This window comes from Fulvivirga imtechensis AK7 (assembly GCF_000331535.1).
GTDB classification, from domain to species: domain Bacteria; phylum Bacteroidota; class Bacteroidia; order Cytophagales; family Cyclobacteriaceae; genus Fulvivirga; species Fulvivirga imtechensis.
The window spans coordinates 1-14,765 of record NZ_AMZN01000022.1; the positions used below are offsets into that span (position 1 = coordinate 1).

Below are 14,765 nucleotides of genomic sequence, written 5' to 3' on the forward strand. Positions count from 1 at the left end.
AACAAAAAAAGTCAAGGCTGTGAGTAAATGGCTAAATTTCAATGCCTGCGATGACAAATCACAAACTCACCCCGTGAAAAACGGGGCTCAAACAGTGTGATTTATAAAGGGTACGTGTGGCATTGAAATTCTTAACGCTATTTTCTCAAGGGCCGGGTAACTGTCATTATCCATAAAATCAACTGAAAGTTGTTGGCCTCCTCAGAATAACCTTAACTAGAGATTTTTGCCCGGTTCTCTGAAGCTAGTCGAAACCAGAAGTAGCGGGCAGATTAACTCAGTCTTTATCTGCCTTAAGTCCGGCTATTACCTTATCCAGCTCTTTAAGCTGCTTTTCAGGGGTAAACTCATCTGCTAAGCCACGGGCGTTTTGTTGTGCTTTCCGCAGTACCCCCGGATCTGCCAGATAAGGTTCTATCTTATTAAAAAAGGATCGTGGCTGCCCGGGAGGGTAACTGAAACCACATTTGTGCTGCTCGATGAGGGATTTGACCCATCCTCCGAAGTTAATGATGATAAGCTTTCCGGCAGCCAGGCCATCAAATAGTTTATTGGGACTACCGGAAGATAGAACAGGCACATGTTTAAAAGAGACAAAAATGGCATCCGCAATATTCATCAACTCGTTTACACCCAGCTTGTCCATAAAGGAGTAAAACGAAATATTTTTTAATGCGCGTACTTCAGCTTCCTGGCGGACTGCATCCCAACGAGCACCCTCTCCGGCTACAATAAAGTGTAAGTGATGTTCCTTATCCAATGCAGCGATATCTAACAGGTATTCCAGGTGATTGGCAAGGCCGACTGTGCCGGCATAAACAATGACAAAGCGGTTTTGAACACCAAACTTCTCTTGCAGACCGGAATTTTTTTGTTCAAGAGAAAAAAGGCGGGTATCTGCCATATTGGTGATCACTGCGACTTCACGACCGGGTATTTTCTTTTCTATGGCCCGTTTGATATCAGGAGACAATGCTATCAATGCGCTGGCGTTTTCATAACTTATTTTTTCAAGCTTGTATGCCAGCTTTTTGAGGAGCTTGTTCCTGAGCACACCAAGAGCGATGGGTGCATCCGGCCAAAGGTCGCCCACCTCAAAAACGTAGGGAATGCCCCGCCTTTTTTTTGCATACAAGGCAATTAGCCCTGTGGTCAGCGGAGTGGTGATCACATAGTTGAGGTCAGGCCTTGGGAGCTTGTTGAACAGTGAAAGGGACATTCTCACAAACCTGTAAAAAGCATGTATACGGCTTAGAAAGCTGAGATGGTTAGTATAATATACCGGCAGGTAGTGAACATGGAAGCCTTTGATCTGCTTTTTCCTGTAGTGCTTCTCATTATAAGCGGTGATCACTTCCACTTCATGACCTCTTGCTGCAAGCCACTCAGCTATATAAAATGATCTTATGGCTCCACCCTCCTCAGGAGTTTTGAAATACTGATGAATAATAAAGATCCTCATAAGCCGCTAGAGATAGTTCTTCTCAAAATAACGGCAGAAGGAGGTGATTTTACAATCTTCGCATTTTGGTTTTCTGGCTAAACACACATAGCGACCATGAAGGATCAACCAGTGATGGGCTTTGGCGACATGCTGCTCGGGAATATTCTGTAAAAGCTGCTTTTCAACCTCAAGAGGAGTCTTTGCGTTTTGGTTGACCAGTCCGAGACGCTTTGATACTCTGAACACATGTGTGTCGACTGCCAAAGTGGGTTGATCATAGACAACAGAGGCTATAACATTGGCTGTTTTGCGGCCTACCCCCGGAAGCTTCTGAAGTTCCTTTACATCAGAGGGCACTTCTGAACCAAAATCTTCCACCAGCATTTTTGCCATGCCAATGAGGTGCCTGGTTTTGTTATTGGGATACGATACCGACCTGATATAAGGGAATACCTCATCAAAATGTGCTGCGGCCAGGTGCTGCGGTGTGGGAAAATCTCTGAAAAGAGCAGGAGTAACCTGGTTGATGCGCTTGTCGGTACATTGAGCGCTCAAGATCACCGCTATAAGTAATTCAAACGAATTGCCATAGTTGAGTTCAGTCTCCGCCTCCGGCTGATGAGCCGTAAAATATTCTATAAATTTCTGAAATCTTTCTTTTCTCTGCATTCCTTATTTTCTGGAAAGCAAATTTAAAGATTTTGAATAATTTAGAATGTTTTGCGTCACCTTATCAGAAGGTGTTTTCATACTTTCATCCAGTTGCGTTTTCACGGCAACGATTTCTTTGTACAGGTCCTGAAGTTCTGAGTCACAGATAATCGCTTGCATGATTTCTTCATGCTCACTGCCGGACGTTTCTTCGTAAACATACCTGATTACATCATCTTGGGTAAATGTTTTGATCATAGGCAATATTGTATTGTTTCATTTTCTTCCTCAGATTAATGAGGGCATATCGCATTCTTCCCAAAGCAGTATTAATGCTTACTCCTGTACTTTCGGCTATTTCCTGAAAGCTCATATCCATGTAATGCCTCATTATTAATACCTCTTTCTGGGCTTCAGGTAACTCCTGTATAAGGTCCCTTAGCTTAGAATGGGTATCTTGTTTTATCTGAAAGGACTCAACAGAATCCTCAGCAAATTCCAATGTGTTAAAAACTTTACTTCCATCTTCAAGAACCACAGTCGGATATCGCTTATCCTTTCTGAAATAATCAATAGACAGGTTGTGCGCTATCCTGGTAATCCAGGGTAAGAACTTACCTTCTTCGTTGTATCTGCCTCCTTTGATCGTGTTAATCGCCTTTACAAAAGTCTCCTGTAAGAGATCTTCTGCCACATAATTATCCTTTACGATAAGGTAGATGGTTGTGTAAATACGTGCTTTGTGACGGTTTAGCAACTGTTCAAAAGCCTCTTCGTTACCTTTTATGTAAAGTGATACCAACTTACTATCACTGATCTTGTACTTCTCCATTAAGTTATTACAATTTAGTTAACGTAGAGGTCTATATCATATTGTTGCTCGGGGGTTAAAAGTTGGTGTTATTTTTTCACAGAACTCAAATGTATAAAATTACTCAAATAACATGCAAAATTTTTCTGCAATAATTTTTTATACTGTGGAAATCCCTCATCAACTGTTAATTTTTTGAAAATCAATAAATTTTTCAGAATAATATTTTAGGTGATGTCAAATCTTTTATTACTTTTCCAGTCTGATTTGAAACAGAAAAAAACAAAGAGTGTTAACATACTCAGGATGGAAAAGAAAAGAGTAATTAAAAGTTTAGACAACCTGGATCCTGCTTTGAAAAATCAACTGAAGAAGAAGTATCCGGATGGTTTTGAGAGTAATCTGATGCGATTGACCAATGCTAAAAATGAGCCATTCTTCGTTGTTCCATTGGAAACAGAAGATACCATGTACCTGGTCAAGATCGCAGTTACCAGAAACAGTGAGGGTGAATACGATCTGGATGTGGATGATAATGAGAGCGTGGATGATGATGAAGACATTGATGTAGGGGATGATTACGATCCTGATTTTGAAGGGTAGTAATTATCTTCAGAACATTCTAAATCTCTCATTTGTGTAGTATCTTTGCAGGTCCATATGCAAGATACTACCACCAACCCTGAAAAAATTCTCGATACTCTTGACCCTAAGGAGCACATCATCATTAAGCGGGCCCGGGTCAATAATCTAAAAAATTTAAGCGTTGCCATACCCAGAAACAAGCTGGTAGTGATCACCGGTTTGTCAGGCTCCGGAAAATCTTCTTTAGCTTTCGATACCCTTTTTGCCGAGGGGCAGCGCATGTATGTTGAAAGCCTCAGCTCATATGCCCGCCAGTTTTTAGGCCGGATGGAAAAGCCGGAGGTAGACTACATACGTGGTGTCTCTCCGGCCATAGCTATTGAGCAAAAGGTAAATACAAGAAACCCCCGGTCAACGGTCGGTACTACTACCGAAATATATGACTACCTGAAATTGCTTTATGCCAGGATTGGTGTTACATACTCGCCCATTAGCGGGCAAAGGGTGTCAAAGAACTCTGTTTCTGATGTTGTAAAATATATCAATAGTCATGAGCAAGGCGTCAAAGTAATGGTATCCTGTCCGCTTAAGCTGCATAAGGAACGCTCTATGGAGCAAGAGCTTAACATTCTGTTGAGCAAGGGCTACACCAGGGTGTTAAACAATGGCGAGGTTGCCTTCATTGAAGATCTGTTGGAGAACCTGGCGCAGTTGGGTAAAAAGCCGGAGTTGGAGATCCTGATAGACCGCGCTGTGATCAACCCTGATGATGAAGATACGCAATTCCGCCTGGCGGACTCCGTGCAGACAGCATACTTTGAAGGTATAGGCGACTGCTACGTTTACATTGTTGATAAAGGCAAAAAAGAGTTTTCAGACCGCTTCGAGGCAGATGGCATGCGTTTTCATGAGCCTAATGTTAATTTTTTCAGCTTCAACAACCCTTATGGCGCCTGCAGAACATGCGAGGGCTTTGGAAAGGTACTGGGCATTGATCCCGACCTGGTGATCCCCGATAAAAGCTTGTCGGTCTACGAAGGTGCAGTGGCTCCCTGGCGAAGCGAAACGATGAAAAAGTGGGTTGAGCCTTTGCTAAAGAACGGAATACGTTTCGACTTTCCGATCCATCGGCCATACAATGAGCTTACGGAGCAGGAAAAGGAACTGCTGTGGACGGGCAATGATTACTTCAAAGGACTGCATAAGTTCTTTAAGCATTTGGAATCCAAAACTCATAAGATACAATATAGAGTACTGCTGTCCAGATATAGGGGCCGCACTACCTGCCCTGACTGCCGGGGTACCCGCCTGCGTAAGGATGCTTCTTATGTGAAGATCAATGAAAGATCCATAACAGACCTTGTGCTGATGCCGATCACTCGGGTAATAGAATTTTTTGACGGACTGAAACTTTCCGAGCACGACCAGGCTATTGCGAGAAGGCTGCTGAAGGAGATTAATAACCGGCTTTCTTACATCGACCGAGTCGGGTTAGGATACCTCACCCTTAACAGGATGACTGCCACCCTGTCCGGGGGTGAGTTTCAGCGCATCAAGCTGGCGACCTCCCTTGGCAGTGCATTGGTGGGTTCGATGTATATACTTGACGAGCCGAGCATCGGCCTGCATCCGCGAGATACCAAAAAGCTTGTCGGGGTGCTTAAATCTCTAAGGGATATGGGTAACACCGTGATAGTGGTGGAGCACGAGGAAGAAGTGATGCGGGCGGCCGACCAGATCATCGACATAGGACCGGATGCCGGTATTTATGGAGGAAAGTTAGTTTTCCAGGGCAACCTGTCGGACCTGAACGGTTCGGATTCTTATACGGCAAAATATCTTTTGGGTAAAGAGCAAATATATGTTCCTACTCAGAGGAGATCGTGGAAAGATTATATCAAAATATCAGGGGCGATAGAAAACAACCTCAAAAATATTGAGGTAAAATTCCCACTTGAGGCGCTTACGGTCATTACCGGGGTGAGTGGCTCCGGTAAATCTACGCTGGTGAAGAAGATCCTTTACCCCGCGGTGGGGAAAATACTGGGCACAGTATCAGAGGCTACGGGGAAGTTTGATAAGATGGAAGGCGACTATGAAAAGATCACACAAATCGAATTTGTTGATCAAAACCCTATCGGCAAGTCGTCCAGGTCGAACCCGGTTACTTATGTAAAAGCCTATGATGCTATCCGGCAGCTTTTTTCAGACCAGCCATTAGCCAGGCAAAGGGGCTACAAGCCTTCACACTTCTCCTTCAATGTAGAAGGTGGCCGCTGCGAGACGTGTCAGGGTGAAGGTGTGGTAAAGATAGAAATGCAGTTTATGGCCGATATTTTCCTGACATGTGAAAGTTGTAAAGGCAAACGGTTTAAGCAGGAGATATTGGATATCGAATACGAAGGCAAAAATATAGCCGATGTGCTGGCGCTCACGGTTGAGGAAAGCCTTGAATTTTTTGCAGATAAAAACCCTATCCTCAACAAGCTACAGCCGCTGTTCGATGTGGGGTTGGGTTATATCGGTCTTGGTCAGTCGTCCAATTCCCTCAGTGGTGGCGAGGCGCAGCGGGTAAAGCTGGCGTCTTTCCTGGGAAAGAACTCTCGTGACAGCAGAGATCACATCCTGTTCATTTTCGATGAACCGACAACAGGCTTGCATTTTCACGACATCACCAAACTGCTGTACTCCATACAAGCACTGGTAGACCAGGGACACAGCGTCATTATCATAGAGCATAACATGGAAGTGATCAAATCCGCTGACTGGATCATTGACCTGGGCCCGGAAGGTGGTGAGGGTGGTGGAAAGGTCTGCTTTGCCGGTGTACCAGAGGACATGGCGAAGTTGAAGGACAATTATACCGCTGAATTTTTGAGGGAGAAGTTGTAAGGGTAAAAGTCTATGCGTGTCGCGTGTGCTTTCCCTCAAGGAGGATGCGTTTGCAACGTGTCTACTGATATATGAGTTCAACAATCCTGCCGGTAGGTTTGCTGATTTTAAGTAGGGCTTTGAGTGCAATTCGCGCTCGAAAGGGCGTAATAAAGATTTTAACAAGCTCCCATGTGAGAACAATCATTATGATAGTTTAATATGGTAGTTGGGATTGGGAATAAAGGGCTCAGCTATTACCCCTTGTGAATCAACTTTCCAACATCCTACTATATATTCTGGCGGGACTTCTTCCTTATCAGTATATGCTTCATCAATGACATAAACATATCCATTGGGATATTTAATTGCTTCTTCTTGAGCTTCTTTGGTTGGGGTTTTATATTGGCTCATCTTTTTTCTGTTTTATATTGGCTTTATAAGCTTCTAGGCAATCCTCAAAAATTGGATAGAGGATTTGTATTTGCCTTTCAATGTTCTTGCTTGAAGCTTTAAAATACTCTTTTCGGGTCAACTTTTTTTGGACTTCCTTTATGGAGCACTCGCAGTATTCTTTCGTTAAATCGGGATAATCTTCAGTCATTTTTCCAGCATTTTTCAAACATTTTTGAACAAGCACCTTAAAATCTCCTCTTTTCCAGTTCTTCTTTTTTTTATCCTCTGATAAGTTGGAATATAAGCTATAACCGGAAATTATTACTATACTGATGATTATCCAATGTTTATTCTTCATAACTGGGATTTACCTTTGTTGTCCATTTTTTGATACTCATGATGCGTTCCGGCAAATGCCTTTCAGGTTTTTATTAGCTTTGGATGCACCAAACTATTAATTTTAAGGTTTGATGCCAACATATTGAAAAAGATGTTTGGAGTTAAAAAGCACCTTAAAAAGGTATGATTATAGCATATATATGGTTTGGAAGTTTTGGTCTGGTAAAATAAAATGTCCGATTACTGATGATGACCGGGAGTGGCTTGAGGGCTGCTTGCTATGGTATGAGCAGGAGTTGGGGAGAGACTTTATCCTTCACAGAAGAACCTTCACCAGAACTACTGGTTTCTCCTGATCATACTCAAAGCCGGACTTTATCCTTCACAGAAGAACCTTCACCCCCACCAAAGTGGATTTTAACTGGCATTTTAAAGGAGGAGAAGATGATGCTCATCATGTTTTAAGACAGGTGTGTCAGGTGATGGGTGTAGATGCTAACAGGTTACATCTTGTCTTTTATTCAGAGCCTGGACAAATAGAATTTTCAGAAGGCTTAATTAGTCAGCAAGGTCACTATTTATCCACAGCGGGAAAGTATGTAGAGTTTGAGAATGGCCTTATCGAAATTATGATTGAAGAGAAACAACTAAAAAATCCGACATCACTAATAGCAACCATTGCTCATGAACTGATGCACGTCAGGCTTTTAGGTGACCGAATGATTGAAGAAAATGATGAATATTTAACAGATTTAGGGGCATTGGTATATGGTTTTGGTGTTTTTGTTGCTAATGCAGCCGTAGTAAAAATGAATACATGGTCAGGAATAAGTCACACAGGCTGGCAAGTATCCGGTGGTGCCGGTTATCTTCATTACAAAGTTCAGGCATTTGCATTAGCTCTTTTGGCAAATTATAAAGGAGAACAAGAGCCCGAATGGATAGACTTTCTGGAGGAAGATGTAAAGAAGACTTATAGGCAAAGTAGAAAATATATCGAGGTTAATTTTGAATCTATACGGTTTAAATAGATTTCTTCCCAAACCTACTGAGGGCGGAAGCTAATTCCTGTACACGGAGAGGCACGCGTTGCGCTTCGCTAAACGCGCGCCAGCGAAGTTGTTGGAAATGGAGTCGCAGGGCATACGTTACAAACGCGCCCGAATGAGAAAAGCCTATCCTTTTCCTCGGAGTCGGGAATATTTCAAGGTACCAATCTCATCCCAAAATAAATTTATAAACACATTGAAATAGAGAAACTTTCAAACCAATCTCCTGTTAAAAAATCATGCAGACCATATTTATTGTGCTATGTGGCGTGTTGGTTGTTTCTTGTAATGGCATAAAAGATGCGCTGAAAAAAGATACTCCTTACGAAGAATATAAGGAACTTCTGTTACGCACGAAGTTGCATGAAACCGCTATGGGAAAACAGTGGTTGGAGGCTGGAAATAAAGCTTTGAATGATTCAGTATTTATAGAATTACCACATGCAGAATCCGGTTTTTTTAAAGCAGACAATCCCGCTGCTCATGCGTACCGCTTCGAGGTAATGGCAGGGCAGCAATTGGAGGTGGAAATTTACCCTACTCTTCAGGAAAAAGGCAAACTTTTTATTGACCTTTTCCAGTGGGAAAAGGACAAATGGGCTTATGTAGCGCATGCCGACACCACATATTCCCTGTCGGTAGAGTTCAAGGACAAGGCCCAATGCGTGTTGAGAATACAACCGGAACTGCTGACCAATGCCTACTATGTGATCAATCTTAAGATCTACCCGCAGTTGATCAATCCCGTTTTGGGGGCTTCCGACCTGTCGATAGGCAGCTTCTATGGAGCTCCTCGTGATGGAGGAAGAAGAAAACATGAGGGGATCGATATATTTGCTAATCGCGGTACCCCGGTAATCGCTCCAACCGGGGGCAGGATCTCAAGAGTGGGAGTATCTCGTCTCGGAGGCAATGTGGTATGGCTGAGGGATACAAAACGAGGACTATTATTTTATTTTGCCCATCTCGAAGAGCAACTTGTAAATGTTGCCGAACAGGTAAGTGCCGGTGATACCATCGGGTTGGTGGGCAATAGTGGCAATGCGCAATATACCACACCACATCTGCATTTTGGCGTATACAATCGCGGAGCGCTTGACCCGCTGGGCTTTGTGCAGCAAATAGACAATTCATTGCCCGATCTGAAGGCAGACCCCGCTGTTTTGGGGTATCCCTATCGCGTAACGAGGAGAAGTATCAACCTCAGAGCCGGCCCCGGCATTAAATATTATATCAAAGCACAGCTAAGTGCGGGATCCTTCCTTTCGGTCGTTGGGGAAACTGACAAGTGGTACCGTGTGCAGCGCCCGGATGGCAGAGCAGGGTATGTTCATCGTATGCTTATAGAAAAAATATCTTCAGGCACACCAAAAAAAATTCACACCAATATCGCTGTTTTAGCGCAACCAAAGCAGAAAAGTCCACCTATCGCAAACGTTTCCGCCCCAAATGAGGTGGAGGTATTAGCTGATTATGAAAATTTTCAGTTTATTCGAACTGAAAATGGCCTGTTGGGATGGATAAGCGCGCAAACTTTGAGGTAATTACCTCACTTTGAAAGCGATACGATTCGAAAACAAAAATCAGAAATAAATAAACTTAAACCTCCATGTCCGATTTACTAAGTATTGTAAAAGAGAGAAACCCTGGTGAGCCGGAGTTTCATCAAGCAGCAGAAGAAATAATCGATTCGATTAAACCGGTGTTAGACAAAAACCCTAAATACAGAAAGTATAAAATATTGGAAAGGATGCTGGAACCGGAGCGGCTGATCTCCTTTCGGGTAACCTGGATGGACGACAAGGGTGAGATACAGGTCAATAAGGGTTATCGCGTACAAATGAATAGCGCCATCGGACCTTATAAAGGGGGACTAAGGTTTCACCCATCGGTATACCCTGGCATACTGAAGTTTCTCGCTTTTGAGCAGGTGTTTAAAAATGCACTGACCGGCATTCCTATGGGTGGGGGTAAAGGCGGTTCGGATTTTGACCCGAAAGGGAAGTCTGAAAACGAGGTAATGCGTTTTTGTCAAAGTTTTTTTACTGAGATGACAAAGCATGTCGGGCATAGAACAGACGTGCCTGCTGGCGATATAGGCGTTGGCGGCCGTGAGATCGGCTATATGTTCGGTACTTACAAAAAACTGCAAAATGAATTTACAGGTGTACTTACCGGAAAAGGCGTTGGCTGGGGAGGTAGCCTGATGCGCACAGAAGCTACCGGATATGGGCTGGTTTATTTTGCGGAAAACATGCTGCATAGAAGAAATGACAGCATGAAAGGAAAGGTTTGCCTGGTATCGGGTTCTGGAAATGTGGCGCAGCATGCTATAGAAAAGATCCTTCACATGGGCGGCAGGCCGATTACCGCGTCTGACTCCTCAGGGTTTATTTATGATGAAGAAGGTATTACTCCTGAAAAATTAGAGTTTATAAAAGACCTCAAGAACAACAGACGAGGCCGTATCCATGAATATGCTGATAAGTACAAGTCGGCCAGGTTTACAGAGGTACAGCAGCCCGCGGCCTTTGACCCGATGTGGGATATCAAAGCGGATTGTGCTTTCCCTTGTGCCACACAAAACGAGATCAATGGCAAGGATGCCGAAAATCTGGTGAAAAACGGGATTAAACTGATTGGTGAGGGCGCCAATATGCCGCTAACCATTGAAGCTATCAATACTGTTATTGATAATGGCGTAATGTATTCACCGGGAAAGGCCTCCAATGCAGGCGGTGTGGCTACTTCCGGAATAGAAATGATGCAGAATTACCTGGGGTCTTACTGGTCGGCAGAAGAGGTAGATAAGAGATTGCAACATATTATGAAGGAGATACATGATACTTGTCTTATTGCTGCAAGGCAGTATGGCTTTGAAGGAAATTATATGGTTGGCGCCAATATAGCAGGCTTCACTAAAGTAGCAGACGCTATGATAGCGCAAGGAATTATCTAATTGGTTGACCGAATAATTCAGTCAATGAAGCCCCAAGAACATTCTTCGGGGCTTTTTGTTTGATTAAATTACTATTCTTTTACTACATTAGAGGAAAAACCTCAAGTGGCGAATTTGTGAAAAGGCTCTTTCTTTATAAGTTATTGACGTGTCTGTTGTTTTTTACAACGCTATTAAAAGCACAGGATGGTGATTTTTTTCTCACGCATTATACTCCTGGTGAAGGTTCGGCCGACAACGTCAATTTCGATATTGTTCAGAACCATCGTGGTATTATTTACATTGCCAACCGAAGAGGCATTTTAACCTTTGACGGCAGAGATTGGGACTTTACCAAAACACCTTCGGCTATCTTCTCCCTTGCTATAGATGATGATAATACGCTTTTTGCAGGAGGACGAAGCGGTTTTGGGAAAATAAGCAGAGACTCACGATTTAACCTGAAATACATATCGTTATCTGATACTGAACATGATGTCAGTGATATTTTCAATATTCTCATTCACGATAAAAAGCTGTATGCGATCAATCGTAATCATATTTTTATCTATAATATCAACAACGGCTCTATTTCTAAGATCACGCCCAGGTATAGTGGAGAGATCCTTAACCTGGTGCGCTTTGTCAATGATGTGTACGTAGTTACCGCCAATAGTGGCTTACAGCTCATTGAAGGAACCAAGCTAATGAGCCCCAGGCACGAGGCGATCAGGGACCTGGACCCGCTGTTCATATCAAAAGGCCCCAAAGATAGCAGCTATCTCATAGGTACTAATAATAACGAACTTTACTTGTTTGCAGAAAATAAGCTCTCCCCGTTAACCATTAATAGTGGCAGGGAGTATATTACTGAAAGCGGCTTACAAAACGGAATTTGGTTCAGCGATACACTGGCTGCGCTTTCTACCTTAAAAGGGGGGGTGGTTTTTATTAACCCTTTACAGGGAAAAATTGAGGAGATCATCAACTACCAGACCGGGTTGCCGGATAATGAGATCTTTGCTATCGCAATAGATAGGAACTTTGGTGTTTGGGCGGCCCATTCTGCAGGCCTTACCCGTATATCTCCTACATTTCCTTTCAGAAACTTTAACCGGTACCCTGGATTAGAGGGTAAAATGCTTTCCGCAAAGAATCATCAAGGCAAGCTTTACGTAGGTACGAGCCTGGGAGCCTACTACCTGGAGGAGGTGCGTGACTATAATGAAATAGTAAAATACATAAGGATAGAACAACCCGTGAAAAATGAGCCCTCTGCACAAGAAGAGCAGGTGGAGGAAGCCGAACCGGAAAAGGAACGCGGAGGGGGTATTTTTGCATTTTTAAAACGAGGGAAAAGAAAGGAAGACAAAAAGAATGATGTATCGGATGTAGGGAATGCCGAGCAGGTAGAGAATCCTGCTCCTACTCGCACAGTTTACAAAACGGAAATTGAAAGAGAGCTGCAATCTATTAAATATACTTATAAGAAGGTGGAGGGGATTGACTCTAAAACCTTTCAGTTTGTATCAGTGGGCTCCAGGCTTTTCTGTGGGGGGCTGGATGGGCTCTTTGAAATAAATGGAGGATCATCCAGGGCGATCACACGCCTGCCGGTAAGGTATTTCTATATCTCTAAAAATCAAAAAAAGATCTTTGTGAGTACGTATACTGATGAACTCAAGGTATTTGACTATACGCGGGAATTTAAAGAGATAGACATCTTTGGAGATTATAAAGACTATGTGCAATATATTTTTGAGGATGAGCAGCAACGCATATGGTTTTGTAGTATCAATGATTTGTATTGGGTAAAGCTCCGCGACTCGGAAATAGTGGAGATGGATGAATACCAAATGGAAAATCCATACTATTATGAAACCTATGGCATTTCCAGGAATGACAGCATATTATTCATTAACGAATCGGGGCTATACGCCATTGATGAAGAGGCGAAGAAACTGGTGGCTTTGAAAAATAAAGCCATTATAGACAGGTATCTGCCAGATAACAATGGCCGCATTTGGATCCACGCTGATCAACGGTGGGCTACATTGGTGCCGCATGAGATATCAAGCAAGCTGGACCTTCTCAGCCTTTTCAAGAATATCAACTACATATCCTCCGATGATAACGACCAGGACTATTGGGTGATTACCGACAGCAACGACCTGTACCGACTGTCGCTAACCGCTACCAACATGCTGTCCAATAGCTACGCCCTTTATTTGAAAGATATTAGGATACAGTCAGAGGTTATTCCCCCGGCGCCCAAATTAAGATTTGAGCAACAAAACAGTAACCTGATCTTTGAATTTGTACAACCTGAGTATTCGGGGGTATTGGATATCCAGTATCAATATAAGCTGGATGGCCTGAATGATACGTGGTCGGAATGGTCGTCAAGCTATAATGTTATCAACTTTCCGTATTTGCCTGAAGGAGAGTATACATTGTTAGTGAAATCAAAAAATGCTCTGGGAAAGATCAGTGAAGCCAGCCCTGTTGTTTTTGAGGTTATCCCTCCTTACTGGAAGCGGCCATGGTTTTATGCCCTGGAGTTCTCCAGTTTGGCGCTGCTGCTATTTATTTCGGTAAAATTGAAGAAACTGGGATACAAATACCGGCTGTTGAGCCGGCTATTGGCACTGCTAACACTGATCATCATTATCGAATTTATTCAGACACTGGCAGAGGGGAATTTTAGTACCATGAGCTCCCCTGTGCTTGACTTCATTGTACAGGTGCTGGTGGCTTTTATTATACTGCCTGTAGAGGGTACTATAAGAAAATATATCCTTAAAGAAAAAGAAGTAGATTTACGGGACTTTATCAGGATAAGAGAAAAACCTATTAATCCCAAAATAAATGAATAGACAGATACTATATTTCGCTCTTGTGGCATTTCTTTTCTTCGCCTGTGACCCTTCACAGCAGAAAGAAGAGCCGCAGTCGGGTGAAGAAAATCCGGCTGCCGAGGGTTTTGATCAACATGGTTCGGATGAAAAAGCCATAGCCATTGCTAATACAGTGATGAAAGCTATGGGCGGCAGGAAGGCATATGACAACATGAGGTTTATTGCCTGGAATTTTTTCGGAGCCCGCGACCTGGTATGGGACAAGCATACCGGGCGTGTGAGGATAGACGTGCCTGTTCGGAAGACCACTTACCTGGTTAATATACACACCCTGGAAGGAAGGGTAATTAAAGACAGCGCAGAGATCACCCATCCTGATTCATTGAAAGCTTACCTGGATCAAGCTAAGAGTATTTGGATTAACGATTCTTATTGGCTGGTGATGCCCTTTAAGCTAAAAGATACTGGAGTAACACTGAAATACGCTCGTGAGGATACTACAAAAGCAGGCACCCCTGCTGACGTTTTGACCCTTACCTTTGAAAATGTAGGAGACACCCCAAACAACAAATATGAAGTATATGTTGATAAGTCTGATAACCTGGTGAAGCAGTGGGCCTACTATCAGGAGGCAGGCCAGCAAGCGCCATCAGCGATATGGCCATGGGATAACTACAAAGAATACGAGGGGGTGCTACTTTCGGCTGACAGGTCAGATGGCAAAGGCCCAAGGAATGTCAGAGTTTATCGAGAGCTTCCTGACGAGGTATTCTCTTCTTTTGATACCCCTCAGCTTCACTGATATTTCATCTTTTGCCTACGG

General features: G+C 43.2%; 13 protein-coding genes. 7 read left to right on the top strand and 6 right to left on the bottom strand.

The window, feature by feature from the left end:
• Window positions 1-277 precede the first annotated feature (277 nt).
• From C900_RS06715 to C900_RS06730, 4 genes are read right to left on the bottom strand one after another with little or no spacing between them, the layout of a single operon-like run.
• Window positions 278-1,462, bottom strand: coding sequence for a glycosyltransferase family 4 protein (locus C900_RS06715; protein WP_009578944.1), 1,185 nt, complete (start codon window positions 1,460-1,462; stop codon window positions 278-280).
• A gap of 6 nt (window positions 1,463-1,468) precedes the next feature.
• Complete coding sequence (gene nth, locus C900_RS06720) at window positions 1,469-2,113, bottom strand: endonuclease III (protein ID WP_009578945.1); 645 nt, start codon at window positions 2,111-2,113, stop codon at window positions 1,469-1,471.
• Window positions 2,114-2,116: 3 nt separating this feature from the next.
• Window positions 2,117-2,353: a hypothetical protein gene (locus tag C900_RS06725; protein ID WP_009578946.1), complete on the bottom strand. Its 237-nt coding sequence runs from the start codon at window positions 2,351-2,353 to the stop codon at window positions 2,117-2,119.
• A complete protein-coding gene (locus tag C900_RS06730; protein ID WP_009578947.1) occupies window positions 2,328-2,927 on the bottom strand; it encodes an RNA polymerase sigma factor in 600 nt (199 codons plus the stop codon). Before C900_RS06730 ends, C900_RS06725 begins: the two co-directional genes overlap by 26 nt.
• A 285-nt stretch (window positions 2,928-3,212) precedes the next feature.
• Between C900_RS06730 and C900_RS06735 the strand changes: the two genes are divergently transcribed.
• Both C900_RS06735 and uvrA read left to right on the top strand, forming a co-directional pair.
• Window positions 3,213-3,509 carry a hypothetical protein gene (locus C900_RS06735; RefSeq protein ID WP_009578948.1) on the top strand — a complete coding sequence of 99 codons (297 nt, stop codon included), beginning with the start codon at window positions 3,213-3,215 and terminating at the stop codon, window positions 3,507-3,509.
• 57 nt (window positions 3,510-3,566) lie between these two features.
• The gene (gene uvrA / locus C900_RS06740; protein ID WP_009578949.1) at window positions 3,567-6,383 is read left to right on the top strand and encodes an excinuclease ABC subunit UvrA; all 2,817 of its coding nucleotides are present in this window, start codon (window positions 3,567-3,569) and stop codon (window positions 6,381-6,383) included.
• 186 nt (window positions 6,384-6,569) lie between these two features.
• Here the strand turns inward: uvrA and C900_RS06745 are convergent, their stop codons facing one another.
• Window positions 6,570-6,776 carry a hypothetical protein gene (locus tag C900_RS06745; RefSeq protein WP_009578950.1) on the bottom strand — a complete coding sequence of 69 codons (207 nt, stop codon included), beginning with the start codon at window positions 6,774-6,776 and terminating at the stop codon, window positions 6,570-6,572.
• Window positions 6,763-7,116, bottom strand: coding sequence for a hypothetical protein (locus C900_RS06750; protein WP_040495967.1), 354 nt, complete (start codon window positions 7,114-7,116; stop codon window positions 6,763-6,765). The genes C900_RS06745 and C900_RS06750 overlap by 14 nt, the downstream gene beginning before the upstream one ends.
• 391 nt (window positions 7,117-7,507) lie before the next feature.
• Between C900_RS06750 and C900_RS06755 the strand changes: the two genes are divergently transcribed.
• The 5 genes from C900_RS06755 to C900_RS06775 all read left to right on the top strand — a co-directional run bounded on the left by C900_RS06755 (window position 7,508) and on the right by C900_RS06775 (window position 14,744).
• Window positions 7,508-8,128: a hypothetical protein gene (locus tag C900_RS06755; RefSeq protein ID WP_009578952.1), complete on the top strand. Its 621-nt coding sequence runs from the start codon at window positions 7,508-7,510 to the stop codon at window positions 8,126-8,128.
• Between the two features lie 257 nt (window positions 8,129-8,385).
• Complete coding sequence (locus tag C900_RS06760; protein ID WP_009578953.1) at window positions 8,386-9,690, top strand: peptidoglycan DD-metalloendopeptidase family protein; 1,305 nt, start codon at window positions 8,386-8,388, stop codon at window positions 9,688-9,690.
• Window positions 9,691-9,755: 65 nt separating this feature from the next.
• Window positions 9,756-11,105 (top strand): NADP-specific glutamate dehydrogenase, encoded by a 1,350-nt coding sequence (gdhA, locus tag C900_RS06765; protein ID WP_009578954.1) that lies wholly within the window; start codon window positions 9,756-9,758, stop codon window positions 11,103-11,105.
• A gap of 116 nt (window positions 11,106-11,221) precedes the next feature.
• Window positions 11,222-13,960: a triple tyrosine motif-containing protein gene (locus C900_RS06770; RefSeq protein ID WP_009578955.1), complete on the top strand. Its 2,739-nt coding sequence runs from the start codon at window positions 11,222-11,224 to the stop codon at window positions 13,958-13,960.
• A complete protein-coding gene (locus tag C900_RS06775; protein ID WP_083867448.1) occupies window positions 13,953-14,744 on the top strand; it encodes a hypothetical protein in 792 nt (263 codons plus the stop codon). The genes C900_RS06770 and C900_RS06775 overlap by 8 nt, the downstream gene beginning before the upstream one ends.
• The last annotated feature ends 21 nt before the right edge of the window (window positions 14,745-14,765 follow it).

What these genes read in the sequence shown, in the direction of transcription:
- C900_RS06715 (WP_009578944.1), bottom strand. Translation starts at nt 1,462, where the DNA reads ATGAGGATCTTTATTATTCATCAGTATTTCAAAACTCCTGAGGAGGGT.
- nth (WP_009578945.1), bottom strand. Translation starts at nt 2,113, where the DNA reads ATGCAGAGAAAAGAAAGATTTCAGAAATTTATAGAATATTTTACGGCT.
- C900_RS06725 (WP_009578946.1), bottom strand. Translation starts at nt 2,353, where the DNA reads ATGATCAAAACATTTACCCAAGATGATGTAATCAGGTATGTTTACGAA.
- C900_RS06730 (WP_009578947.1), bottom strand. Translation starts at nt 2,927, where the DNA reads ATGGAGAAGTACAAGATCAGTGATAGTAAGTTGGTATCACTTTACATA.
- C900_RS06735 (WP_009578948.1), top strand. Translation starts at nt 3,213, where the DNA reads ATGGAAAAGAAAAGAGTAATTAAAAGTTTAGACAACCTGGATCCTGCT.
- uvrA (WP_009578949.1), top strand. Translation starts at nt 3,567, where the DNA reads ATGCAAGATACTACCACCAACCCTGAAAAAATTCTCGATACTCTTGAC.
- C900_RS06745 (WP_009578950.1), bottom strand. Translation starts at nt 6,776, where the DNA reads ATGAGCCAATATAAAACCCCAACCAAAGAAGCTCAAGAAGAAGCAATT.
- C900_RS06750 (WP_040495967.1), bottom strand. Translation starts at nt 7,116, where the DNA reads ATGAAGAATAAACATTGGATAATCATCAGTATAGTAATAATTTCCGGT.
- C900_RS06760 (WP_009578953.1), top strand. Translation starts at nt 8,386, where the DNA reads ATGCAGACCATATTTATTGTGCTATGTGGCGTGTTGGTTGTTTCTTGT.
- gdhA (WP_009578954.1), top strand. Translation starts at nt 9,756, where the DNA reads ATGTCCGATTTACTAAGTATTGTAAAAGAGAGAAACCCTGGTGAGCCG.
- C900_RS06775 (WP_083867448.1), top strand. Translation starts at nt 13,953, where the DNA reads ATGAATAGACAGATACTATATTTCGCTCTTGTGGCATTTCTTTTCTTC.